Origin of the sequence: Parabacteroides hominis (assembly GCF_014287585.1) — a bacterium.
Lineage (GTDB): Bacteria > Bacteroidota > Bacteroidia > Bacteroidales > Tannerellaceae > Parabacteroides > Parabacteroides hominis.
This window is the reverse complement of sequence record NZ_JACOOJ010000038.1, coordinates 31845-55514: the sequence shown is the minus strand read 5'-3', so window position 1 is coordinate 55514 and position 23670 is coordinate 31845. Positions and strand designations below refer to the sequence as shown.

Genomic DNA, 23670 nt, shown 5'->3' with positions numbered 1-23670 from the left:
ACAAGCCTTTCGGGACAATTAAGCAGAGGTGACAAGCGAGCCAGGGTAACTGAAATAGTATTGACAAGTGAAGTCGTTTAACTACCCAAAAAATGACAAGTGATTTTAGGAATAGACATCCTGTATTTCAGATGGATCTTAACCCATAGCTTTACGCCTCCTAACCCATAGCTTTACACCTTCTAAAGCTATGGGTTAGGAGGCATATTCCGCCTTATTGTCTATTCCTAAAATCACTTTGTCTTGGTCTTAATAAAATCGATTTTGATCATGCGATTACAGTTATGTTTTATACTTTTGCATCCGTAATCAAGATTGGCAATTAATTATGTCCTGTATATTAAGTATCGAAACATCGACTTCCGTTTGTTCTGTAGCGTTGTCTATGGACGGTGAAGTCCTTTTTGAGAAGGCCTCCTTCGACGGTCCTTCGCATGCAGCCTTGTTAGGCGTATTTATCGAAGAAGCTCTTTCCGTATTGAAAGGGAAGGGGAAAAAGTTGGATGCCGTAGCGGTCAGCAGCGGCCCCGGTTCCTATACCGGCTTGCGTATCGGAGTGTCAGTCGCTAAAGGTCTCTGCTTTGGTTTCGGTATTCCTCTGATCGGTATTCATACGTTGGATATCATGGCTGCTACTGCCATTAAAGAAAATAAGTCTGCTGCCGGTTGCCTTTATTGCGCCATGCTGGATGCCCGCCGGATGGAAGTCTACGCCGCAATTTATGACTCTTCTTTGAAACTTGTCCGTGAGACAACAGCCGATATAGTGGAAGTCGATACATATTCTCCTTATCTGGAAAAAGGCAAAATCTGTTTCTTCGGTAACGGTGCTGCCAAATGCAAGTCCGTCATCACTTCCCCGAATGCCATTTTTATAGAGGACATCCATCCGCTTGCCGTCAACATGATCCCGCTTGCCGAACAAGCATTTGCCGCCGGTCAATTCGAAGATACAGCCTACTTCGAACCGTTCTACCTGAAAGAGTTTCAGGCGACGATTGCGAAGAATAAGGTGTTGGGGAATTAAGGCAGATAGATGATGTGCCTCTTTTATGATGAGTTTTGCAAATGAAGACGGTCTCACTTGCAAAACTCATCATGTTTTTTGGAGCTCCGAAGAAAAATAACGGGAGAAGAAACCATCAACGTTCATAAGATCTGTTGAAGCATCTATAGGAATACCTTTCTTCGGTAAAGGTTTTATACTTGTTTTCGCATTTCAATTGTTCCAGTTTCTATAATAAGGATGGGAAAGAATGTATTATGCGGTTTGCCGGTGATGGGGGGCTAAAATATTTACTCAGCTAAATAAAGAGCAAAAGTAGCAGAAAGGTTAAACCAAAAAAGGGTTCGCCTTGTTTAATCTTCAAATAAACATTGAAGAATAGACATGAGACGAAAGAATACGAATGTACTGCTGGTCTTTGGGGTGGTGATCGCGATTATCCTGTTAATGATCTGGTTGTTTTTAGGGACAACGTTGGAGCAGGAGGCGAATCCGGAGACAGATCCGATGACCATCGAGCAGAATATCTGATAAAACCGGATATAAAAAAGCCTCCGTATCAAGGCGATACAGAGGCTTTTTTATGTAGAATAAATCGATTATCCTAAGAATCCCAACAGGATACCGGCTGCTACGGCAGAACCGATTACACCTGCTACGTTCGGACCCATGGCGTGCATCAACAGGTAGTTGGTCGGATCATATTCCAGACCTACATTCTGAGAGATACGGGCAGAGTCGGGTACGGCAGACACACCGGAGTTACCGATAAGCGGGTTGATCTTATTACCTTCTTTCAGGAACAGGTTGAAGAACTTGACGAACAGGATACCTGCGCAAGTTGCGATCACGAATGACAAAGCACCCAAACCGAAAATCTTGATGGAGTTCAGTGTCAGGAACTGGGTTGCCTGGGTAGAAGCACCTACCGTGATACCTAACAGGATCGTGATCGTATCGATCAGCGGACCACGGGCTGTTTCAGCCAAACGGCGCGTTACGCCACTTTCTTTCAACAGGTTACCGAAGAACAGCATACCCAACAGGGGCAGACCGGAAGGAACCAGGAAGCAAGTCAGCAACAGACCTACGATCGGGAACACGATCTTTTCCGTAGAAGAAACGGCTCTCGGCGGTTTCATACGGATCAGACGTTCTTTCTGAGTGGTCAGCAAACGCATGAACGGCGGCTGGATAATAGGAACCAACGCCATGTAAGAGTATGCTGACACCGCAATAGCACCCATCAGGTTCGGAGCCAGTTTGGAAGAAAGGAAGATAGCCGTCGGGCCGTCTGCACCACCGATAATACCGATAGCACCGGCCTGGTTCGGTTCGAATCCCATCTGAAGAGCGATTGTGTAAGCACCGAAGATACCGAACTGCGCAGCCGCACCGATCAACATCAGTTTCGGATTGGAGATCAGGGCGGAGAAGTCGGTCATGGCCCCGATACCGAGGAAGATCAACGGCGGATACCATCCGGAGGTTACACCCTGGTAGAGGATGTTCAGCACGGAACCTTGTTCGTAAATACCTACCTGCAATCCGGCATCTTTGAAAGGAATGTTACCGATCAGGATACCGAACCCGATAGGGATAAGGAGCATAGGCTCGAATTCATATTTGATAGCCAGGAAGATAAACAACAGACCGATAAGGATCATGATAAGATGACCCGGTGTCGCGTTGTAGACTCCTGTATAAGTGAGGAACAACTCAAGATTCTTTCCCAGGAACTGGAGAAAACTTTCATGAGTCGCACCTGCTGCCTGTAATAATACTGATCCTAACATAATATTATCCTATTACGACGAGGTCGGCACCTTCCAGTACAGAATCCCCTTTGTTTACTTTTATTTCAATGATCTTACCGTCGCGGTCGGCGTTGATGTTATTTTCCATCTTCATGGCTTCGAGGACGAGCAGATTCTGGCCTCTCTTGACAGCATCACCGACTTTACAGTTGACCTGCAGGATTACACCTGGCAGCGGAGATTTGACAGCTCCCTTGGTAGTCGAGGCTGCCGGACGGGAAATAACCGGTTCGCCGCTTGCCGTTGTAGGAGCCTGAGCCGGACGTTTCAGTGTAACCATCTGTTTTTTTGCCGGTTTCTCCATTTTTACCTGGTAGGGAGTACCGTTTACTTCTACTTCAGCGATATCATCTACTACCGAGTTGATATGTACTTTATATACGTTACCGTTAATAGTATATTTAAAACTTTTCATTCTTGTTTGTTTTTAGAGATAATTACTTTTTGGGAACTTCACGCAGACCATAAATCTTGGAGCTCCACGGAGAATAAGATCTTTGAACTTTACGGATCGTGAGAACCGTATGTTCGATGTCGTGGTTATCGTCGCTCATTTCATACAGAGCCGCACCGATAGCCGCAAAGATTTCTCCGGATTCCTGACCTGCATTGTCTGCAACGACAGCAGCACCGGCTGCTTTCCGTGCATTGCGTTTGCTGGCAGCGATCGAGAATTTACCGATTTGTTTAAAGATAATGAATAACAGGAATAAGCCTGAGAACACAACTGCCATAGCAGTCAGTGTCATACCTATACCCCAAGAGTCATTTTCTTTAAAGTTTTCAATCTTCTCGTTAGAGTCCAATGTCACGTTGTTGGTGCTGGGGGTAACCTTTGCCAAGGTTGACCATTCGCCTTGCCCGTCTAACGTTCTGCCATAGCTGATATCCGCTTTTTGTGAAGCCGGAATAACAATCTCATCGATCAGGGTTTTACCGTCTGCATCATACAATGCGATGTAATTCTCTTTTGATGGGTCAAGAGTGAAATTAACATGGAATGTACCGCGATTAGGTTCTCCGTCCGCCCAGAACAAGGTATGCTGGCGAGGAGGGATGATTGTCAGGACGTCTCCCTTCGGAATCGGATATTTTTTCGGATCGTTCTTGTCGTTAGTCAAGAAACAACCGGCGATATTTACCGAACCGGCCGAGCCGTTAAACAACTCGATCCAGGCATGGCGTTTACCGTAATCATCAACGAAGTTATCTTCATTGACGACCAGCACTTCATTTATTCGCATGGAGGTTGCACGCTGTGCTTTTGCCCCGAATGAAACGAGCAAGGCAAACAGCAGCAATACCCCTATTTTCTTATTAATCATATTCATTTCCTGTTTTAAGAATTATAGAGGCAGATTGTCATGTTTCTTAGCAGGATTGCTTAGCTTTTTAGTCTGCAACTGTTGTAAAGCACGAATGATACGGAAACGAGTGTTACGCGGTTCGATAACATCGTCGATATAACCATATTGGGCGGCATTGTACGGGTTTGCAAATGCTTTCTTGTATTCGGCTTCTTTTTCTGCTGCGCAGGCTTTCGGGTCTTCAGAGGCGGCCACTTCTTTTGCGAAGATGACTTCTACTGCGCCGCTCGGGCCCATAACTGCGATTTCGGCTGTCGGCCATGCGTAGTTCATGTCGCCGCGCAGGTGTTTTGAACTCATCACACAGTATGCACCACCGTAAGACTTACGCAATGTTACAGTCACTTTAGGCACAGTTGCTTCGCCGTAAGCGTAAAGCAATTTGGCTCCGTGGAGGATTACACCGTTGTATTCCTGGCCAGTACCCGGCAAGAATCCCGGTACGTCTACCAATGTCACCAGAGGAATGTTGAAAGCGTCGCAGAAACGGACGAAACGGCCTGCCTTACGGGAAGCGTTGCTGTCCAGACAGCCTGCCATAACTTTCGGCTGGTTAGCTACGATACCGACAGTCTGGCCGTTGAAACGGGCGAAACCTACGATAATGTTCTTAGCATAGTCGGCATGTACTTCCAGGAATTCACCGTTGTCGATGATTGTTCCGATCACGTCGTACATGTCATAAGCCTGGTTAGGATTGTCAGGGATGATGTCGTTCAGGTTGTCGTCCAGGCGGTCGATCGGATCTTTACATTCGATCAGCGGAGTTTCTTCCAGGTTGTTCTGCGGCAGGAAGCCGATCAATTTGCGGATCAACTGCAAACCGTCTTCTTCCGTATCTACTGCGAAATGAGCCACACCCGATTTTGTCGTGTGTACGCTTGCGCCACCTAACTGTTCCTGTGTAACGTCTTCACCCGTAACTGTCTTTACTACTTTCGGACCGGTCAGGAACATATAGCTTGTTCCGCGGGTCATGATGTTAAAGTCTGTCAGGGCGGGAGAATAAACCGCACCACCGGCACACGGGCCGAAGATACCGGAAATCTGAGGAATAACGCCGGAAGCCAGGATATTACGCTGGAAGATTTCTGCATAACCGGCCAAAGCGTTAACGCCTTCCTGGATACGTGCGCCACCCGAATCGTTCAGACCGATAACAGGAGCGCCCATCTTCATTGCCTGATCCATCACTTTACAGATCTTCATGGCCAATGCTTCAGACAAAGCGCCGCCGAATACGGTGAAATCCTGGGCATAAATATATACCAGGCGTCCGTCGATCGTACCGTAACCTGTTACGATACCGTCGCCCAGAAACTTCGTTTTTTCAATGCCGAAGTTTGTACAACGGTGCTGTACGAACATATCGAATTCTTCAAAACTTCCTTCATCCAGCAACATGGCAATACGTTCGCGTGCCGTGTATTTACCTTTTTTGTGCTGAGATTCAATTCTTTTTTCTCCACCACCTAAACGAGCTGTTTCGCGAAGGGCGATAAGCTCCTTTACTTTTTCAAGTTGGTTACTCATTGTATTTTTGATTTGTTGTTAGAAATGAACTAATGTGTTTTTACTTTCCCGGCATGCAAAGTTCTGTCAGAACGCTGCAAGTAGATTTCGGGTGAAGGAATGCGATATTCAAGCCTTCGGCTCCTCCGCGGGGAGCTTTGTCGATCAGCTTGACACCTTTTGATTCTGCTTCGTCCAATGCTGCCTGTACGTCGGGAACTGCAAATGCGATGTGGTGGATACCTTCACCTTTCTTTTCGATAAATTTAGCGATTGTGCTGTCTTCGCTTGTCGGTTCCAGCAACTCGATCTTAGTCTGACCTACTTTGAAGAATGCTGTTTTTACCTTCTGGTCTGCAACTTCTTCGATGTTGTAGCATTTCAATCCTAAAACTTCTTCATAATACGGCAGACAAGCTTCGATACTCTTCACTGCGATACCCAAATGTTCGATATGTGTAAGTTCCATGTCAATAATAATTTAGTAATTTAATATTGTTTTTTGTTCTATGTGGGCAAAGGTACACTCTTTTTATGAATAGAGAAATAATTCGTTAATATTTATCAGCATGATCCGGATATGTTTAAAAAGCATATTTTTTACATCGTACACTTAAAAATCAACAATAAGGCGAACGTTCAACTGTCGTCCGGTCAGGTAGTTAGGGATTGCGTATTGGTGATTATCTATGTTTGTAATCCAATAATAGGAACTTGTATTCTTTATATCGAACAGGTTGAACAGGTCGAGTCCGAGCCAAATGTTCTTGAGATTGCGGAAGAATCCGCGGTCCATAATGGCATCCGTCCCTCCTGCAAGCTGGTAGGAAAAACCGAGGTCCACGCGTTTGTAGGCCGGTGTGCGGAAATAACCTTCTTCATAGCCTGTACGCGGAGCCGTCACGGGAAGTCCGCCGGACAAGACGCCTTTCAGGTTCAGCTTGACACGTTTGTAACCGGGGAAATAATCCTGGAAAAAGAGCGAAACGTTATACCCCTGGCTGTTTGGCATCGGTACATATTCGCTACCCCGGATGCTTTGCTCCGCTTTCATCAGGGAGAAGCTGATCCAGGAGTCCGTACCCGGAACAAATTCGCCGAAGAATTTGACGTCGACGCCCATTGCATGGCCCTGCGCGCAGTTCTCGCCGTAATAACGGATCTTGACATTATCCACCGTGTAGGGGTTCAGGTCATCCAGTTTCTTGTAATACATGTCGGCACTGATTTTGAAGTTCCGGCCGGATGCCCGGAAGGTATAATCGCCGCCGGCAATGACATGGATGGAGCGTTGGGATTTCAGCTTATTATTCAGTTGGATGATGCTGTTGCCGTGTTCGTCCTGTACGGTCGTACGCAATTCCTTGTAGAAAGGCGATTGGTAATACAGTCCGGAAGCCAGGCGGAAGGTCAGATTCTGGTAGAAATTCGGAATGAAACCGAGTGAAGCACGCGGACTGAATATAAACTCTTTATTATAGCTCCAGTAGCTGCCGCGTACACCTCCGACCAGCGTGAACAAGCCTTGTTTGGTACGGAACTTGAATACATCCTGCAAATAACCGGAGATACGCGTGCTTTCCAGTTCATTATCAGAGAACAGGTTTGCGATCACGTTGACATTCCCGCCCCCTTGTGGAAGCGAATAGCCGGCAGAGTCGCGCTTTTCCCATTCGCTGATCTTATCGTTGATCTTCTCCATCTGGACGGTGGCTCCCCATTTCAAGGTGTTGTTTTTCAGGCGGGCGACTCCGTAATGTCCGACATTCATGATGTTTGAGTGCAAGCGGTTACGGGCGTGTTCGTTATAGCGGGCTATGGATAAATTCTGTATTTCCCCGCCGCCTTCTTCGGCTGCATCTCCCAGCCAGTAATCGCCGGCGATATCATATCCTTCTTCCTCCTTGCTGGTGAAAGCGGATGCCTGGAGGCCGAGTTCCGTATGGTCGTTCAGGTCATGCTTTAAAGTGAGGGCTCCGAATAGCGTTTCGAACTTGTCCCGTTCCTGCCCGCTCATGAACACTTTGAACTTCTTGGCATTTGCAGCCGTCCCGAAAGAGGTCTCGCGAGTGTGGGGAATGAATTTGTAATTGTTTATAGCCAGGTTTCCGAGGAAGTTGATCTCCCATTTCGGGGCAAACCGGTATGTCATATACGTCTGCAAGTCTATGAAATTCGGATCATATTCGGCATCCGTATCGGTTGTTTTCAAGAGAGAACGCCCTGTTTTGTAGCGGAAGCCGGTCACCTGCGTGAATTTGCCTGAAGAACTCCCGACGTATGCATTGGCTCCCAACAGGCTGGCGGAAGCCGAACCTTCGAATCCTTTCGGTTTTTTGTAGGTGATATCCAGCACGGAACTCATCTTGTCCCCGTAGCGCGCCTCAAATCCTCCGGCAGAAAAGTTGACGGCTTCCGTCATATCCGGGTTGATGAAACTCAGCCCTTCCTGTTGCCCGGAACGGATGAGCAGCGGGCGGAACACTTCCATGCCGTTGACATACACGATGTTCTCGTCATAGCTTCCGCCACGTACGGAGTATTGCGAACTTAATTCGTTATTGGAAGTAACGCCCGCAAAGGTGACGACCAGGCTTTCGATGCTTCCTCCCGCAGGGTCGGGTAGCAGCTTGACACGGTCGGCATCGAGGGTTTCGAGGGTGGTCGTTTGCCTGCGGATAGCGGTTGCCGTTACTTCGCCCAGTTCGATAGAGGTATAGTTCATCTGTACGTTGAGCCGCATGTCTTTGGTAACCTGCGGAATGATCCGTTCGGCCTTGTTGTAACCCAGGCATGAATAGATAAGCGTTACCGAGTCGCCGGTAGCAACCGACAGTGAGTAGTGGCCTTTTTCATTACTCATCGTCCCGTTCAACGTGTTCTTGACCCGGATATTGACCAGGTCCAGCGGATTGCCGTCCGCATCACGGATGTAACCGCTGATTTTAGCACGTCCCTGTCCGAAAGCAGGTATCGAAAATAATATCAATAGTAGCGTAGCTATCGCACGAATCTTCATAATCTATAATAGTTATAGCTTTACTAACGCGAGAAACAAGGATTTATTTTCTCTATGATTTGTTTACTTGGTAAAAATAAGAAAAACTAAACCTAAAATTGGTTCAAATCTGCTAAAATATGAGTCTGATAGACGCAAATATAATTTTGACGCGGATGACTCGAATAACGCGGATAAGAAAATATGTATCAGGTGTTTAATCCGCGTTATTCGCGCAATCCGCGTCAAGAAATCCTGTTTATTTATTTTAATCTGCGTCTATCAGACTCAAACCTCGTATGTGAAGTTGTCCCTATAGATGCCTGTCGCTTCCCGAAAAGGTCGGCATCGGTTGCCGGATAGATGCCTACCTTTTTGCTGCTACCCTATAGGTTTTCCCCGGACAGGCTAAAGGCTGTATTTTTTAGCCTATAACCTATATTTTATGGGACAGGAACCAATCAGATCCCTTATATGACAAAAACAGAAAACAGGGTTCACGGCGGTAAAAGGCTAGTGGCCAGCGATTTGCTGTGAAGGCTGTGAAACCGGATTACGATCAGCCAATCCTATCGATCAATCCCGCCTTTTTTTATCTTGCATTCACAGGGTTCACAGCAACATGCTGATCTATAGAGTCTCCCGGACAGTGTGAACCCTAATTAAATAAAACAACCAGGGGGTATTTAGAGGATAATCTAAGAAAAACCGAACCTATATTTTAGGCACGGATTTCACGGATTACACGGTTTAAATATGTTTTGAAAAAAACTTCTTGCCGTGTAATCCGTGTAATCCGTGCCTAAAATTGGTTCAAATCTGGTAAGATGCGAAACCAACCGATAAAGTAAGTGTCCAAGTGTTATCTCTATTCTTATAAAGATTTAAAAATCAAAGAAAATAAAATACATCATGATGCTGCTCTTCGCTTATCGGGCTGAATATCATGCTTGGAATAACAACGATCCAAAAGTAGAGCAATTTGTTTTTATGGTTTTAATTGTAACCGATCGTTAACGGTCGTAAATATATACAACCTTTTTAAGCAAGGGCACGTGATTTTTGTTCTTTATCTGTTAAATAATTATCTTTGTTTTCTCTTTTGCAATCTATAAAAATAAAATATAAATGGAAAGTTTCGCAACACTAATAACAAATAGAAGAAGCACCCGTAAGTTCACGGACCAGTTACTGAATCCCGATCAGGTGGAAATGATCTTGAAAGCCGCCCTGATGGCGCCTGCATCCAAGCGCAAAAATCCCTGGCAGTTCGTTGTCGTGGAGGATAAGGAGATGCTGGCGAAATTGTCGGCATGCAAACCGGCGGGAGCTGCGTTCCTGAAAGATTGCGCGCTGGCTGTCGTTGTGCTGGCGAACGTGATGGAAAGCGATGTTTGGGTGGAAGATGCTTCGATCGCCTCGATCTATATGCAATTGCAGGCCGAAGACCTGGGATTGGGAAGTTGCTGGTGTCAGATCCGTAACCGCCAGACGGAAGACGATGCGGATGCCGCCCAGTATGTGCGTGGTTTGCTTGACGTGCCTTACCAGATGGAAGTCCTGTCCATTATCGGCTTCGGGTATAAGGACCAGGAACGTAAGCCGTTCGACGAGTCGCACCTGCAATGGGAAAAGATCCACCTCGGAACTTTCCGCATGCCAACCGAAAACCAACAAGAGGAAGCATGAAAACCATCTTTTTAGGCTCCGGCAACCTGGCGACGCGCCTGTCTCTCGAAATGCACCGGAAAGGGATGCGGATCGGGCAGGTGTATAGCCATACGCCGGAAAATGCGCAGCGGCTTGCCGCCCGGTTGGGCTGTCCCTGGACAACCGACCCCGAAGCTGTCGGGACGGATGCCGACCTCTATGTCTTTTCCCTGAAAGATGCGGTCTTGGCGGATGTGATTGCCCGTATCCGGCCTAACAACGGCTTGTGGGTGCATACGGCAGGCAGCATGCCGATGGATGTTTTCAGCGGATATGCTTCCGACTACGGAGTCCTGTACCCGATGCAGACATTCAGCAAAACGCGCGAGGTGGATTTCAGCGTCATTCCTTTTTTCCTTGAAGCCAATACGCCCGAAAATGCCGGCAAGTTGCAACAAGTGGCGGAGATGCTTTCGGGGAATGTCCGTTTCCTGTCGTCCGCCAAACGCAAAAGTTTGCACTTGGCGGCTGTCTTTGCCTGCAATTTTACCAACCATATTTATGCGTTGGCTGTTAAATTATTGCAGGAACAGGATATACCGGCCGATGTCCTGCTGCCGCTTATCGACGAGACGGCGGCCAAGATACATGCGATGCCGCCGAGGGTGGCGCAGACCGGCCCGGCCATCCGGTACGATGAGAATGTGATCAATAAACATCTGGCTATGCTGGACGATCCCGATATGCGGTCGATCTACCGGCTGATCAGCCAAAGCATACATAAGGAGGCACAACATGAGTAGTATCAATTATGATCTGAGTAAGATAAAGGCTTTTGTCTTTGATGTAGACGGCGTTTTGTCCTGTGATGTAATCCCGTTGCATCCGAATGGCGACCCTATGCGTACCGTTAATATAAAAGACGGCTATGCCTTGCAGCTCGCCGTCAAGAAAGGCTATCACGTAGCCATCATTACCGGGGGCTATACGGAAGCGGTGCAGATCCGCTTTTCGCGTCTCGGCATTACCCATATATATATGAAGAGCGCCGTAAAAGTCCACGATTACCGGGATTTTCTGGAAAAGACCGGTCTGCAGCCCGAAGAGGTCATGTATGCCGGGGACGATATCCCCGACTACGAAGTGATGACAATGGTCGGCCTGCCGGTAGCACCCGCTGATGCGGCTCCTGAGATCAAGCGTATCGCCAAATACATCTCCCACAAGAACGGGGGAGCCGGCGTTGCCCGCGATGTAATCGAACAAACCATGAAAGCTCAGGGCCACTGGATGGGCGACGAGGCTTTCGGCTGGTAGAACTAAACTGATAAAATAAGACAATGAAAAGCATACTCCCTAACTTGAGTCAATATAAAATCGTATTAGGCTCCAATTCTCCCCGGCGGCGCGAGTTGTTGGCGGGGCTGGATATCGATTTTGAAGTACAGACGATCCCCGGCATAGACGAATCCTTTCCCGAAACGCTTCGTCCGGACGAAGTGCCGGTCTATATCGCCAAGAAAAAAGCGGAAGCCTACATCCCTTCCATGCCTGCCGACGAGCTGCTGATCACAGCCGATACGATCGTGTGGACTTTCGGTGAAATCTTAGGAAAACCGAAAGACCGCGAAGATGCCATCGCCATGCTTCGGAAACTGTCCGGACGTGTACATGAGGTGATTACCGGCGTTTGCATTACGACAAAGGAGAAGACGGTTTCTTTCTCCGCTTCGTCGGCTGTTTGCTTTGCCGGGTTGGACGAAGAGGAGATCATCTATTATGTCGATAAGTACCGCCCGTTCGACAAAGCCGGCAGCTATGGCATACAGGAATGGATCGGCTATGTGGCGGTCGAAGCCATCAACGGCAGTTTCTACAACGTGATGGGGTTGCCGGTCAGACTGCTTTACCAGGAGTTGAAGAAGTTCTGAAGATTGGACAAATTTTCATGTTTTAAGGTGATTTATTGAAGCTAAGGCAGATAGGAAGTCCATATTTTTGTGGTATTAACTTTTAAGTATCATGAAAAAGATCTACTATTTGCTTGTATGCCTGTTTTTCCTGCAATCCGTTTTTGCGGCAGGAGAGAAACAGTCCTTCGATGTCCGTTTGCAGAACGGGTTGAACATGAATGTGGAAGTCTGTACGGATGGGATATTCCGGATTCGGGTCACCCCCCGTCCGACCTTTTCCGAGTCGTTGATGCAACGCTACGGAATTATTAAAACGGATTGGGACCCGGTTCCGGTCTCCCCGAAAGACGACAAACAGCAGTTTGAAGTATCGACCGGCGGCTATCGGCTGAAAATCGATAAAAAGACCGGGGCTATGTCTGTCTCCGACCGGAAAGGCCGGGTGATTATCGAGAAAGCGGTTTTCCTCACCTCTGCCGATCCGCTGTGTACCGACTTGGGGAAAGTGATCAATGCCAAATACAAGGACATGAAAGTCCCGAACAACGGTACGATCATCGGCGACGACAAGAATCCGGGAAGCCTGAAAGACCAGGCGGAGACCGGCGACTACAAGAACACCAGCATCCTCTCGATCTCGCTGAAAGACGGCGAACGGTTCTATGGCGGCGGCAGTACCAGCCGCGACCATATCCAGCACCGGGGCGAACTCTTGCGTATGTGGACCACTTATCAGCACACCGAGATCCCGATGCCTTTTATGATCAGTTCCGAAAACTGGGGGATCTTCAACAACACGACACGAAAGAACTTCTTCGATATCGGCAGCTACCAGCCGGATGTCTTCTCTATTTACAATACGACGGACGAAGCGGATTTCTATCTGATGTTCGGCAACTCGATGCCCGATGTGATCAACGATTATACGGCTATCACAGGCCGGCCTTACCTGTTGCCGAAGTATGCATACGGGTTATGCTTCGGTCCGAATATGCTGGAAGACCAGTTCGACATCCTGAACGATGCCGTGCGCTTCCGCGAGACGGGCGTCCCTTGCGACCTGTTCTGGCTCGAACCGCAATGGATGGAGAAACGCTACGACTTTTCGACCAAGAAGAAATGGAACTACCAGAAGTTTTCGGCTGAAGCCTATTGGGATTCCACGCGCTATCCGAAGAAAGAGAACCACCGTCTGCTTATCGGCCGCCTGCATGGGATGGGCTATCACATGGGACTTTGGCTCTGCATCGAGTATGACCTGAGCGTTCCGGAGGAAGATGCGCTGGCAAAGGCGATGGGAAAACCCCTTTCCGGGCAGGAACACTGGATGGATCACCTGAAAAACTTCGTGGACAATGGCGTGGACGGTTTCAAGATGGACCCGGCACGCACGATAGACGAACATCCGAACTTCAAGTATTACAACGGGCATACCGACAAGGAGATGCACAACCTGAACCAGATCCTCCTGCCGAAGCAGATGTATAAGATGATGCGTGAACACACCGGGCTCCGTTCCTGGCATCATTATACCGCCGGTTGGGCGGGGACGCAGCATTGGAGCGCCTCCACCAGCGGCGACAACGGCGGAGGGCGTACGGCGTTGTTCGACCAGTTGAACCTGGGCATGAGCGGTTTCCTTAATACTTCCTGCGACGTGATGAATGTCAACAAGGACGAGGAGTTGCAGAGCCTTCATTTCGGCCTCTTCCTGCCGTGGGTACAGATCAATAGCTGGTATTCTCTGCATCAGCCGTTCTATTTTCCGGAGAAGGAAAAGAAGATGTACCGGGATTATGTGAAGTTGCGTTACGCGTTGATGCCCTATATCTATTCAGCGGCGTTGGAAGGGGCGCAGACCGGCATGCCGATCGTACGCTCCATGCCTTTGATGTTCCCGGACGACCGCAAGACGGATGACATGGTCTACCAGTATATGTTCGGCCAGAGCTTCCTGGTCGGTATCTTCAGCGATTCGATCTACTTGCCGGAAGGAAACTGGTATGACTTCTGGACAGGCGAAAAGTTGGCCGGCGGAAGGGAAATCAAACATGCGATACCCGATAACCGTGCCGGGCTGCTGTTCGTCCGCGAAGGGGCGATCATCCCGTTCCAGAAAGATATGCAATTCATAGGAGAGAAGCCGTTGGACACCCTGATGGTGAAAGTATTCCCCAAAGACGTCTCTTCCTATACGATGTATGAAGACGACGGTAAAACATATAATTACGAAAACGGGGCGATTGCCGCCACCCGTTTCGAGTGCAAGCAGAGCGGAAAGAAGGTCGAGTTTACCATCTTCCCGGTAGAAGGATCGTATGACGGCATGTGCAAAGCGCGGACTTACGAATTAGAGATCGACGCTCCGCATCGCCCGTCCGAAGTGCTGGTCAACAACGTCCCGGTAACGGACTGGCAGTATGGCGACGATCACAAAGTGCGCGTCAGCCTGCATCAGGAAAATAACGAGCTGCTGAAAGCCACGCTTCGTTAGTTCAGGACGTTTCTTATCCTGTTTAACCGATCAGGAATTATCCGGGCTTATCATTGTTTTCCGTTTAGGCAGATACGGGAGCATCCCTTTTGAGTATTCAATCCGGTGCTTCCCGTTCTCGTCGGCATATATCACATAATATTCGATCTCCGGTAAGGAATCAGCCATTTGCCGGGCTTTTTCCAGTCCCATCGCCATGAATGCGGTGGCATAGGCATCGGCAGTCATGCAGTCGTCTGCGACGATTGTGGCGCTCAACACGCTCTGTTCGGCAGGATAACCGGTACGGGGATCGATCGTATGGGCATATTTCTTGCCGTCTTTGATATAAAAGTTGCGGTAATTGCCGGAAGTGGCGATCGCTCCCTTTTTACATAGCTGGACGATTTCGTCATAATTGTTTTTTGTGCCCGTCGGATCTTCTTCGGGGAGGTTGATGCCGGTGCGCCAGCATTGGCCATTCTGGTTGACGCCCTTTACGACCACTTCGCCGCCTATCAGGATCATATAGTTTTCCACCCCTTCCTTTTCAAGCAGGCGTGCGATCACGTCGCAGGAGAATCCTTTTGCTATGGCGGAGCAGTTCAGTAGCAGGCGGGGATCGTCTTTCACGATTTTCTTGTCTTTTAGATGGACTTTCCGGTAGCCTACAAATGTTTTGAGGCTGTCGATCATGGCAGGTGTCACACTGTCTTTCTTGCTGAAGCCGAACCCCCAGAGATTGATCAGAGGGGCGCAGGTGATATCGAAAACACCGTCCGAATTGCGGGAGACTTCCATCGACTTGTTGAATACTTCCGTAAACCATTCGTCCACTTCCACCGGTTCGTTATTATTCACTTTCGCGATGATCGAATTGGGGTTGAAGGGATTGAGGGAGAGGTTGAACTTTTGCAGTTCGGCGTCGATTTTATCCGTTAAAATCCGGGGCGCTTCATATTTGATCGTGTATAGGGTATGAAATACAGTGCCGCTTTCTTCGTAATATTGTTTTTTGCCTTTGCAGGAAACGAAGGACAGAATTGCCAATATAGCCAGTAAATAAACTTTCTTATGCATCTTTTTGTCGTTTAGGCCACAAAGATAATGCAAATCGAATGCAGAGGCAAATTTATTTGACTCTGTCCTTTAGCGCGCACCCCGGACATCCGTGACAAGGATCGTTCGCCTTGGGGGGATGTGCCAGGAATTTGTATATTTTTCTTCCGATGTAGAAGACGACGATAAGGCCGATGATGAGAACTGCTATTTCCTGCCACATGATTAAAACAGATTTATAAAGAAATGCCCTGTTTGGTAGACCACGCATGAGACGATCCACGCAAGTACGCAAGTATAAATGATTACGAATATGCCCCATTTCCAGGAACCGGATTCATGGACAATGGCCGATATCGTGGCGATACAAGGGAAATAGATCAGAACAAAGAGCATGAAACTCAGTGCGATCAAAGGTGTAAAGACCGGTTCTCCCTCGGCATTCTTATCCTGTTTCAATCGTTCGGTCAGGACCTGGCTGTCGTCCGACTCCCCTGTATATAAGACGCTCAGCGTGCTGACAACGACTTCTTTGGCCGCCATGCCGGTCAACAGGCTGACACTCATCTTCCAGTCGAAGCCCAACGGATGGAGTATCGGTTGTATGGCCTGGCCGATGCGGCCGATATAGGATTCCTGTTGGTGGTCCATCGACTTCAGGCGTTCCAGTTCGGCGATGGTTTCCGCTTTGTCTTCCGGGTTCGTATCGGACTGTTCCACTTCGGCGATCTGTTTGTCAAAAACATCTCCGTTTTCCGAGTGGCGGGGGAAATACCCCAAGAACCAGATGATGATGGAAGCGACCAGGATGACGCCCCCCATCTTGTGGAGATATTGCTTGGTCTTCTCCCACATGTGAATCGTGATCGACTTTCCCGTCGGCATGCGGTAGGGGGGGAGTTCCATTACGAAAGGCACATCTTCGTCATTGAAAAGGAAGCGTTTGAACAGGCGTGCCATCAGGACGGCAAGCAGGATGCCCGAAGCATAGAGGATCAGCATGACCGTTCCGGCTGTCTGCGGGAAGAAAGCGCCTGTCAGCAGGACATACACCGGAAGGCGGGCGCTGCAACTCATCAACGGGTTGACCAGCATGGTGATCATCCGGCTGTTACGGCTTTCGATCGTGCGGGAAGCCATGATAGCCGGCACGTTGCACCCGAAGCCCATCACAAGCGGGATAAACGACTTGCCGTGCAGCCCCATCTTATGCATGATCTTATCCATGATGAAAGCGGCACGCGCCATGTAGCCGGAATCTTCCATAAAGGAGATGAAGGCATACAGGATCAGGATGTTGGGAAGGAACACGATAACGCCTCCCACGCCTCCGATAATACCATCGACCAGCAGGTCCTTCAACGGGCCTTCGCTCATGTTACCCCGTACGAACTCTCCGAGCCATCCCACGAACGATTCGATCCATTCCATCGGGTATTCTCCCAGCCGGAAGGTCGCTTCGAACATGATCCACATGAAAAGGATAAAGATCGGGAAGCCCAGCACTTTATGGGTTACGAACAGGTCGATGATCTGTGTGCTCGTCGCTTCTTTTATTTTGTTTTGCTCGTAGGTCTCACGCAGTGCACCGGAGATAAAACCGTAACGGGCGTTGGTGAAAGCTGTCTCGCAATCTTCTTTCAGGAGGGTTTCGATTTGGGCGACATTGCGATCGCGTTCCTGGATGACCGTTTCGGAACCGGGCATCGTCTTCACGAACGATTCCACCTCCGGGTCGCCTTCAAGCAGCTTGATCGCGAGGTAGCGTTTGGAAAGGCTTTTGGGTACGTTCCCGTTCAGCTTCAAAGCATGCCTTACCGGGTAGATGGCCTTTTCCAGTACATCGCCGTAGTTGATATGGATATGGCGGAGCACGGGATCTTCTTCTTCGTACACCTTTATGACGCGGTTGAAAAGGTCTTCGATACCGAAACCGGTCTTGCTGATGGTCGGGACGATCGGCGTACCGATCATCCTTGAGAGCGAGTTATGGTCGAACTTATTGCCGTGCCGTTCCAGTTCGTCGTACATGTTGAGGGCGATAACCATGCGCACGTCCATGTCGATCAGTTGGCAGGTCAGGTACAGGTTACGTTCCAGGTTGGAAGCGTCGACTACGTTGATCACGACGTCCGGCTGTTCTTCTTTCAGATGCTTGCGGACGTAGAGTTCTTCAGGGGTATAGGCCGACAGGGAATAGGTTCCCGGCAGGTCTACGATCTTGAAGGTGTAGCCGTTCTGATGGAATGTCCCGGCTTTGGCGTCGACAGTCACGCCGCTGTAGTTGCCGACATGCTCGTGTGCGCCGGATGCGAAATTGAATAAAGATGTTTTGCCGCAATTGGGATTTCCGACCAATGCGACATTGATGGTTTTGCCTTTGTGCATGGCCATAGCCTGCAAGCTCTTGCCGGATGTTTGGATATAGGAATCCACCGGGCGTTTTTCCGGTTGCCCGGTTCCGGCTTCTGCAAATTCAGCCGCACTGACAACTTCTATCATTTGTGCGTCGTTTCGTCTCAGCGAAACGTCGTAACCCATTACACGATAGTGTATAGGATCTTTAAGCGGTGCGTTCTGGATGACATCGACCTCTTTTCCCCTGATAAATCCCATTTCGATAATGCGCTTGCGGAAAGCTCCGCGTCCCATTACCTTTACTATAACCCCTTTTTCGCCTGTGCGAAGTTCTGATAGTCTCATCTTTTTTAAATCTTGCGCAAAGGTAGTACGAAATGGTAATATGGTCAATACCGTATTGTAGGTATTTTTTTGTTAGTTTTGCTGCCGTAAAAGCTTTAAAATACGACTATGCGTAACAACGTTATATTATGTTTGGGGTCCAATACGGATTGCGAGGCGAACCTGAAGTCGGCGGTTGGCCTGTTGCGTGGCTATTTCGGCACGATCCGGTTCTCCGAAGCGGCTTATACGGAGCCGGTAGGTTTGCCCGGTTCCGGCTTGTTCCTGAACCAGGTGGCTGTTGCCGGTACGGAGGCTTCGCAGGAAGAGGTGGAACGGGCTTTGAAGGACATGGAAAAACGATTGGGGCGCATGCCGGACAGCAAACAGAAAGGGCAGATCCCGATCGATATAGACCTGCTTTTTTGGAACGGGACAATCCTGAAACCTGCCGATTGGGAAAAGGAGTATGTGCAACTACTCTTCCGTTCTGTTGCGGATGGATGCCATGATGATGAAAGGGGCGATGCGTATTCCCCAAGTACCGGTGCTCATGATCAGTTTATTGGCGATTCTGGCACACCGGCTCTTTAGCTTGTTTTTTCCGAAGGGGTTGTAGAACCCCACTTGTATAAGGAACAATCCGTCTTTTTTATCTGACAGATAGAGACAATATTCCTCAAGCGGGAGGATGCGTTCCATATAATTGCCGGTTTCCGGGTCGCAGGTGTTGTGCTCGTCCTGATATCCGGTTAACGTTGCAGCACCGGTTCCGCTGTAGTTGTTCGATTTGATGAAATACCGGATGTCCTCATAGTTCATCCCGCGGGTGATAGCCGCATATTCATGGGCTTTGCTTTCCTCCATATCCGGATGGTTTTGCTTGATGAACTCCAGCCTTTTCGTGTAATAGTTGGGAGTGACGGCCTTTCCTTTTTCATAGGCATCCATTTCTTTCCTGAGTTTTCTGCATTTCCAGAAATTCATCGGGTTGGAGCCGGTCATAAAGACTAAGCCCAGATTTTGGCCGAGCGAGGAGATGTCGGCGAAGAAATGCCGGAGGTTGTAAATATGTTCGATCACATCGAGCCCGACGACAAGGTGCGGCTTTACATGGTTGTCCCTGCACCATGCGACCAGTTCGGGCGAATCACCGCAGATGATCACGTCCGGTCCGGTTCCGAATGCTTTGCTCACCTCTTCTACTGTCTTTACGGAGTTGGGGTTCCGGTCGATGTAAATGACCTTGTGGACTCCGAACATTTTCATCAGGATGCTGAAAAAACCACAGCCCCCTCCATAATCTACCATGACAAGTTCTTCCTCTTTCAATGGCGAGATCGAGTTCACAACGATTCGAACAAGGGCGTATATGTTTATGTAGTAGTTATTAGCTGATTTCAGGTCGGCTATATATTTTTTGTTATAGTCGCTGATCGGCAGTTTATCGAAATCGATCTTTATTATTTTCTGTTCAAAATCCGTTAGGATTTTCATTATATTATCTGTTCCCATAAATAAGATACTTTAGATGTTCGCCTTGATATTGATTGGAATAAGTCGGATAAAGCAAGTCGCGGCGTTGTTCGATCAGCTCCGGGGCCATATCGGTCTGCATCAATTCCCGGCAGATGCGGATCATTTCGTCCGGGGTGTCGGCGATATGGCAAAGCTGTTCCAGCCCGCTGCCCGCCACCATCAGCCGGTTGACCACCGTATGACGTCCGGCAAAGAGGCTGTTCAGCAGTTTCAGTTTCAACCCGGTCGCCTGGAAGGTGATCAGGGCGTGTATCTGTGCATCGTGTATCAACCGGTTCATCTGTTCTTCCGGCGGATTGGCTTCGATGCGGATATTCGGATAGGGAGCCGCCGCTTTCGACAACGAGGCGGGCGGGTCCATGCCGGCAATGATGCAACGGCAATCCAGTTTGCTGAACACGTTCCGGATGAGGAAGAGGGCAGCCTGCGTATTTTCGATCACGGACAATTTGCCATGATAGAGGATAAAACCGGACGAACCCGGCTCGACCGTGATTTGGTCGTTGGTGTGGAAGCAAGGCATGAACTCGACCGGCTTGCCGGGGAATTGGCGGCGCAGGTAATCGGCATCGGTGGTCGACACGGCGATAATCAGGTCCGCATGTTTCAGTGTTTTCTGATAGTGCCTGAATCGCCAAGCCTCTATCCGGAAGAAACTTTTCCGGACCGGATGCTTCTCCGCCTTTGCCAGGTGAAAATAGTAGTCGTGTTCGATGTTTGCTTCCCGGTAAATCTTTTTCCGGTCTTTCAGTCGCGGATCGTTTATGTAATAACAGCAATGGAGCCCTTCGAACAGGATCGGGTAATCGTTTTTCAGCAGATTGGCGATCAGGTCAGGATGTTTGCGGCTATATACGTTGTAGGGCAGCAGGGTTATGTTGGCGCGCAACCCCGTATGCCGCTTGTAGTAATATACCTTTTCGCAGATGGCTTCCAGTTCGGGCGAATGCGCACGTTCGTATTCGAAACAGTGCAGGACGATCTTTACGCCGCACCGGTGCAGGGCCTTCATCTTATAATATACATCGATGACCCCCCCGTAGTTGGGAGGCCAGGGGATATTGAAAGCTATAATGTTCAGATGCCTTTCCATGTCTGTCATTTGCTGTTTAGCCGGGTAAAGATACGCATAAATTGTTCAGCTTGTTTTTTACGGGAGAAACGTTCCACAATTTCTTTGTCCGTATCTACATGCGTGTATCCGTTATCCTGCCAGAACCGATAATGGTGCAGGATGAAGCGATAGGCCTCTTCGGCTGTCCGGGCTGCCAGTCCGGAACGGGTTTCCCGGATGGTGGCTTCGAGGCAACTTTCGTCGCTCTTTACGCAGAGTAAAGGTTTTCCGACAGCCATCGACTCGAAGAGCTTGGTAGTCATAAATCCTTTGGGCCCGTCGGATGCAAAGGTATTGGCGAGTTGCAGCAGGATGGAACTGCGGTTCAACACGCCGGGGATCTCGGAGGCGGGGACATAACCGAAAAAATCCACATAGCGGGCGACCGGGTAATCGGCTGCCGCCTGCCTGATGATCGCTTTTGACCCGTCGTCGACATACCATTGGATGCGGAACCGGTCCGGATCGATGAGCTTTTCGCGATCCAACCGGCTGACGGCTTCGAAAAGCAACCGGGGGTCGCGTGTCGCCAAGCTGATCAAACGCCCGGTATAGGTGATGACGAATCGGGAGGTCCGGTGTCGTTCGGGATAGAAAAGCTCCGGATCGTAACCGTTGTAGACCAACTCCGTATCAGGGTTGTATGCTTTGAGCTTTTCCACATGCCAGGGGGAAATGGTCGTGACCCGATCCGCCTTTCTCAACGCGTTGTTCCTGTCCCGTAACAGTTTGTGGCGGAATGCCGCCGTGATCTTTCTGTCCAGCCAGGGAAAGGTGCGGAAGTTGTGGGCGATATATTCGTTGGAGGCATATTGCTCGACTATATCCCGCAGGTCGATTACTAACGGCAGATGGTATTTTTCTGCCACATACCGGGCGGCAGGCAGCGGGAAAGCCCGGTACGAACTGCACAAGATGCCGGCATAGCCCCCTTCTTCCAGCAAACGGGAGGCGGCTTTTGCCATCTTTTTATCTTTATAGTGGAACAGGTAATCGAGTATGAATACGCATATCCATTCTGCCTTTTGCAGTATTTTCCCTTTGGAGCGAAAGAAATTCACATATGTGACAGGCGTTTCCCCCTTCAGGAAAGAAAAGGTGTTGTCATCGATTTGCTCGGTGACGACGACAGGCTCCCATCCGGCCCGCTTCATGTATTTGCATAAATAGCCCATTCGCGGTCCGAATGCAGGGGGAAACATATCACATAATATCAGTATCTTCATGATTTTATCAATTCTTCAATGATGGCGGCGAATAGTTTTCGTTGCCAGTCGACAGATACATTCGCCTTGATCCGGGTGGTGACGGAGTCGTTATGCCAGAGCAGCACCAGTTCGCCGTTGGCACGCGCCACCTGTTTGGCAAGCTGTATCGAGCAGGCAAGCGCATCCTCGTAGCCGAGGTTCATATAAACCGGCTCGTTCAGGCTGCATTCCATGATTGTCAGCGGGTGGAGGACGAGCGGCGAGATGCGTTTGTTCTCCGGGTTAATCCAATGCACCGGGCGGGAAGTGCCGAGGCGGAAACCGGCAACGTCCGGATAGCCCATCGTGAAATCGTCCGTTATTCCGGCCTTTTCCAGCCATGCCATATCTTCCGGTTCGCGTGATGCCAGGTAATGATGCCGGTTGTAAATGACAGGTTTCCCGGTTTGCCTCTCCAGCAGCTCTTTCTCCGTCGAGATGAGTGCCGGGTTTTTGCCGGCATCGTAACTGGTATGCAGCCCGATCCGTGCTTTTTCGGTTTTACAAAGGAGTAATAGCTCTTGCAAATCTTTCGAACACAGTTTATAGCGGGGCTTGTCATAGACGGATGATCCGCCGGACTTGATAAAGAACAGGGATTCGCACCGGCCTTTTCCGATAGCCGCCTTTAATTCGTTTCGTTGTTCCAAGAGCCAGGGGAATGTGTAGAACGGATCTTCCTGTAACGGGCCGTTGAACATTTTCCAGGCTTGTATCGGCCCCGTGCCTCTGACCGTTTCCCGTATCAGGTTGCGGAACGTACGGCAATAGAAAGGAGCGTCAACATCATGTGTCAGCCATACTTTTTGTATGCGCGGGGCCGGCTCGACGGCTGATTGTACGCGTGCCTGGCGTAACCAGCGGCGCAACAGCCTGCCGTATTCGTCGACTACCGGACGATGGATGAATCCGGCTTTGAAGGGCAGGGACTCTTTTCCGGGGAAACGGCCATGAATGTCCCGTACGTTTCGTCTCCGTATTTCTTCATACCGCGTCAGCAGGAAATAGGCGCTGGCGATGATGTCGGCATGCACCACCCAGGTATCGCCCTGCCATTCCACTTTGGAAGAACCGAAAAGCAGGGGTACGCCTTCTATTTCCTCCAACGGCAGTTTGGGCATGGACCCGTCTGTCCCGTAAACTTCGTCCCGGAAGAAAGGGGAGGGGATGATGACTACGCGGTAGCGGGAGAATTTGTTCGGGTCCGATGTGTAACCGACAAGGCTGCTCAGCGCACCGGCCTTTTCTCCTCCTATCAGGAATTTGACGATATAAGAAATAACGGTTTTCATA

Annotated in this window: 20 protein-coding genes; 8 read left to right on the top strand and 12 right to left on the bottom strand. The window is 49.2% G+C overall.

Annotated elements, in window-relative coordinates:
* The first annotated feature begins 328 nt into the window (after positions 1 to 328).
* Together tsaB and H8S65_RS17140 are read left to right on the top strand one after the other, a co-directional pair.
* Positions 329 to 1027 (top strand): tRNA (adenosine(37)-N6)-threonylcarbamoyltransferase complex dimerization subunit type 1 TsaB, encoded by a 699-nt coding sequence (gene tsaB / locus H8S65_RS17145; protein ID WP_186931081.1) that lies wholly within the window; start codon positions 329 to 331, stop codon positions 1025 to 1027.
* 363 nt (positions 1028 to 1390) lie between these two features.
* A complete protein-coding gene (locus H8S65_RS17140) occupies positions 1391 to 1537 on the top strand; it encodes a hypothetical protein (protein WP_186931080.1) in 147 nt (48 codons plus the stop codon).
* 68 nt (positions 1538 to 1605) lie between these two features.
* On the opposite strand, the gene H8S65_RS17135 is transcribed toward H8S65_RS17140, so the two are convergent.
* The 6 genes from H8S65_RS17135 to H8S65_RS17110 form a co-directional block, all read right to left on the bottom strand.
* Positions 1606 to 2802 carry a sodium ion-translocating decarboxylase subunit beta gene (locus H8S65_RS17135; protein WP_186931079.1) on the bottom strand — a complete coding sequence of 399 codons (1197 nt, stop codon included), beginning with the start codon at positions 2800 to 2802 and terminating at the stop codon, positions 1606 to 1608.
* A 4-nt stretch (positions 2803 to 2806) separates the two neighbouring features.
* Positions 2807 to 3238, bottom strand: a complete 432-nt coding sequence (locus tag H8S65_RS17130; RefSeq protein ID WP_075967569.1) for a biotin/lipoyl-containing protein — start codon at positions 3236 to 3238, stop codon at positions 2807 to 2809.
* 22 nt (positions 3239 to 3260) lie between these two features.
* Entirely contained in the window at positions 3261 to 4148 is an 888-nt protein-coding gene (locus H8S65_RS17125; protein ID WP_186931078.1) for an OadG family transporter subunit, read from the bottom strand.
* Positions 4149 to 4169: 21 nt separating this feature from the next.
* A complete protein-coding gene (locus H8S65_RS17120; protein WP_186931077.1) occupies positions 4170 to 5723 on the bottom strand; it encodes an acyl-CoA carboxylase subunit beta in 1554 nt (517 codons plus the stop codon).
* 40 nt (positions 5724 to 5763) lie between these two features.
* Positions 5764 to 6171: a methylmalonyl-CoA epimerase gene (gene mce, locus H8S65_RS17115; RefSeq protein WP_022322820.1), complete on the bottom strand. Its 408-nt coding sequence runs from the start codon at positions 6169 to 6171 to the stop codon at positions 5764 to 5766.
* A 144-nt stretch (positions 6172 to 6315) separates the two neighbouring features.
* Positions 6316 to 8721: a TonB-dependent receptor gene (locus H8S65_RS17110; protein ID WP_186931076.1), complete on the bottom strand. Its 2406-nt coding sequence runs from the start codon at positions 8719 to 8721 to the stop codon at positions 6316 to 6318.
* A 1107-nt stretch (positions 8722 to 9828) separates the two neighbouring features.
* Between H8S65_RS17110 and H8S65_RS17105 the strand changes: the two genes are divergently transcribed.
* The 5 genes from H8S65_RS17105 to H8S65_RS17085 all read left to right on the top strand — a co-directional run bounded on the left by H8S65_RS17105 (position 9829) and on the right by H8S65_RS17085 (position 14757).
* Positions 9829 to 10389, top strand: a complete 561-nt coding sequence (locus H8S65_RS17105) for a nitroreductase family protein (RefSeq protein ID WP_186931075.1) — start codon at positions 9829 to 9831, stop codon at positions 10387 to 10389.
* On the top strand, positions 10386 to 11153 hold the full coding sequence (locus tag H8S65_RS17100) for a Rossmann-like and DUF2520 domain-containing protein (protein ID WP_186931074.1): 768 nt from the start codon (positions 10386 to 10388) through the stop codon (positions 11151 to 11153). Before H8S65_RS17105 ends, H8S65_RS17100 begins: the two co-directional genes overlap by 4 nt.
* Complete coding sequence (locus H8S65_RS17095; protein WP_186931073.1) at positions 11146 to 11667, top strand: KdsC family phosphatase; 522 nt, start codon at positions 11146 to 11148, stop codon at positions 11665 to 11667. The genes H8S65_RS17100 and H8S65_RS17095 overlap by 8 nt, the downstream gene beginning before the upstream one ends.
* Before the next feature lie 23 nt (positions 11668 to 11690).
* The gene (locus H8S65_RS17090; RefSeq protein ID WP_186931072.1) at positions 11691 to 12281 is read left to right on the top strand and encodes a Maf-like protein; all 591 of its coding nucleotides are present in this window, start codon (positions 11691 to 11693) and stop codon (positions 12279 to 12281) included.
* A gap of 91 nt (positions 12282 to 12372) precedes the next feature.
* Positions 12373 to 14757 carry a glycoside hydrolase family 31 protein gene (locus tag H8S65_RS17085; RefSeq protein ID WP_186931071.1) on the top strand — a complete coding sequence of 795 codons (2385 nt, stop codon included), beginning with the start codon at positions 12373 to 12375 and terminating at the stop codon, positions 14755 to 14757.
* Between the two features lie 30 nt (positions 14758 to 14787).
* Here the strand turns inward: H8S65_RS17085 and H8S65_RS17080 are convergent, their stop codons facing one another.
* Both H8S65_RS17080 and feoB read right to left on the bottom strand, forming a co-directional pair.
* Positions 14788 to 15816, bottom strand: coding sequence for an FAD:protein FMN transferase (locus H8S65_RS17080; protein ID WP_186931070.1), 1029 nt, complete (start codon positions 15814 to 15816; stop codon positions 14788 to 14790).
* 204 nt (positions 15817 to 16020) lie between these two features.
* Positions 16021 to 18498: a ferrous iron transport protein B gene (gene feoB / locus H8S65_RS17075; protein ID WP_186931069.1), complete on the bottom strand. Its 2478-nt coding sequence runs from the start codon at positions 18496 to 18498 to the stop codon at positions 16021 to 16023.
* A gap of 108 nt (positions 18499 to 18606) precedes the next feature.
* Between feoB and H8S65_RS17070 the strand changes: the two genes are divergently transcribed.
* Positions 18607 to 19071, top strand: coding sequence for a 2-amino-4-hydroxy-6-hydroxymethyldihydropteridine diphosphokinase (locus H8S65_RS17070; protein WP_186931068.1), 465 nt, complete (start codon positions 18607 to 18609; stop codon positions 19069 to 19071).
* Here H8S65_RS17070 and H8S65_RS17065 read toward each other — a convergent pair.
* Genes H8S65_RS17065 through vimE form a run of 4 tightly spaced genes read right to left on the bottom strand, consistent with a single transcriptional unit; the run spans position 18955 to position 23669 of the window.
* Entirely contained in the window at positions 18955 to 19992 is a 1038-nt protein-coding gene (locus H8S65_RS17065; protein WP_186931067.1) for a class I SAM-dependent methyltransferase, read from the bottom strand. The genes H8S65_RS17070 and H8S65_RS17065 overlap by 117 nt on opposite strands.
* Entirely contained in the window at positions 19979 to 21109 is a 1131-nt protein-coding gene (locus tag H8S65_RS17060; protein ID WP_186931084.1) for a glycosyltransferase family protein, read from the bottom strand. The genes H8S65_RS17065 and H8S65_RS17060 overlap by 14 nt, the downstream gene beginning before the upstream one ends.
* 5 nt (positions 21110 to 21114) lie before the next feature.
* Positions 21115 to 22356 (bottom strand): glycosyltransferase, encoded by a 1242-nt coding sequence (locus tag H8S65_RS17055; RefSeq protein WP_186931066.1) that lies wholly within the window; start codon positions 22354 to 22356, stop codon positions 21115 to 21117.
* On the bottom strand, positions 22353 to 23669 hold the full coding sequence (gene vimE / locus H8S65_RS17050; RefSeq protein WP_186931065.1) for a UDP-2,3-diacetamido-2,3-dideoxy-alpha-D-glucuronate deacetylase VimE: 1317 nt from the start codon (positions 23667 to 23669) through the stop codon (positions 22353 to 22355). Before vimE ends, H8S65_RS17055 begins: the two co-directional genes overlap by 4 nt.
* Position 23670: the final 1 nt, after the last annotated feature.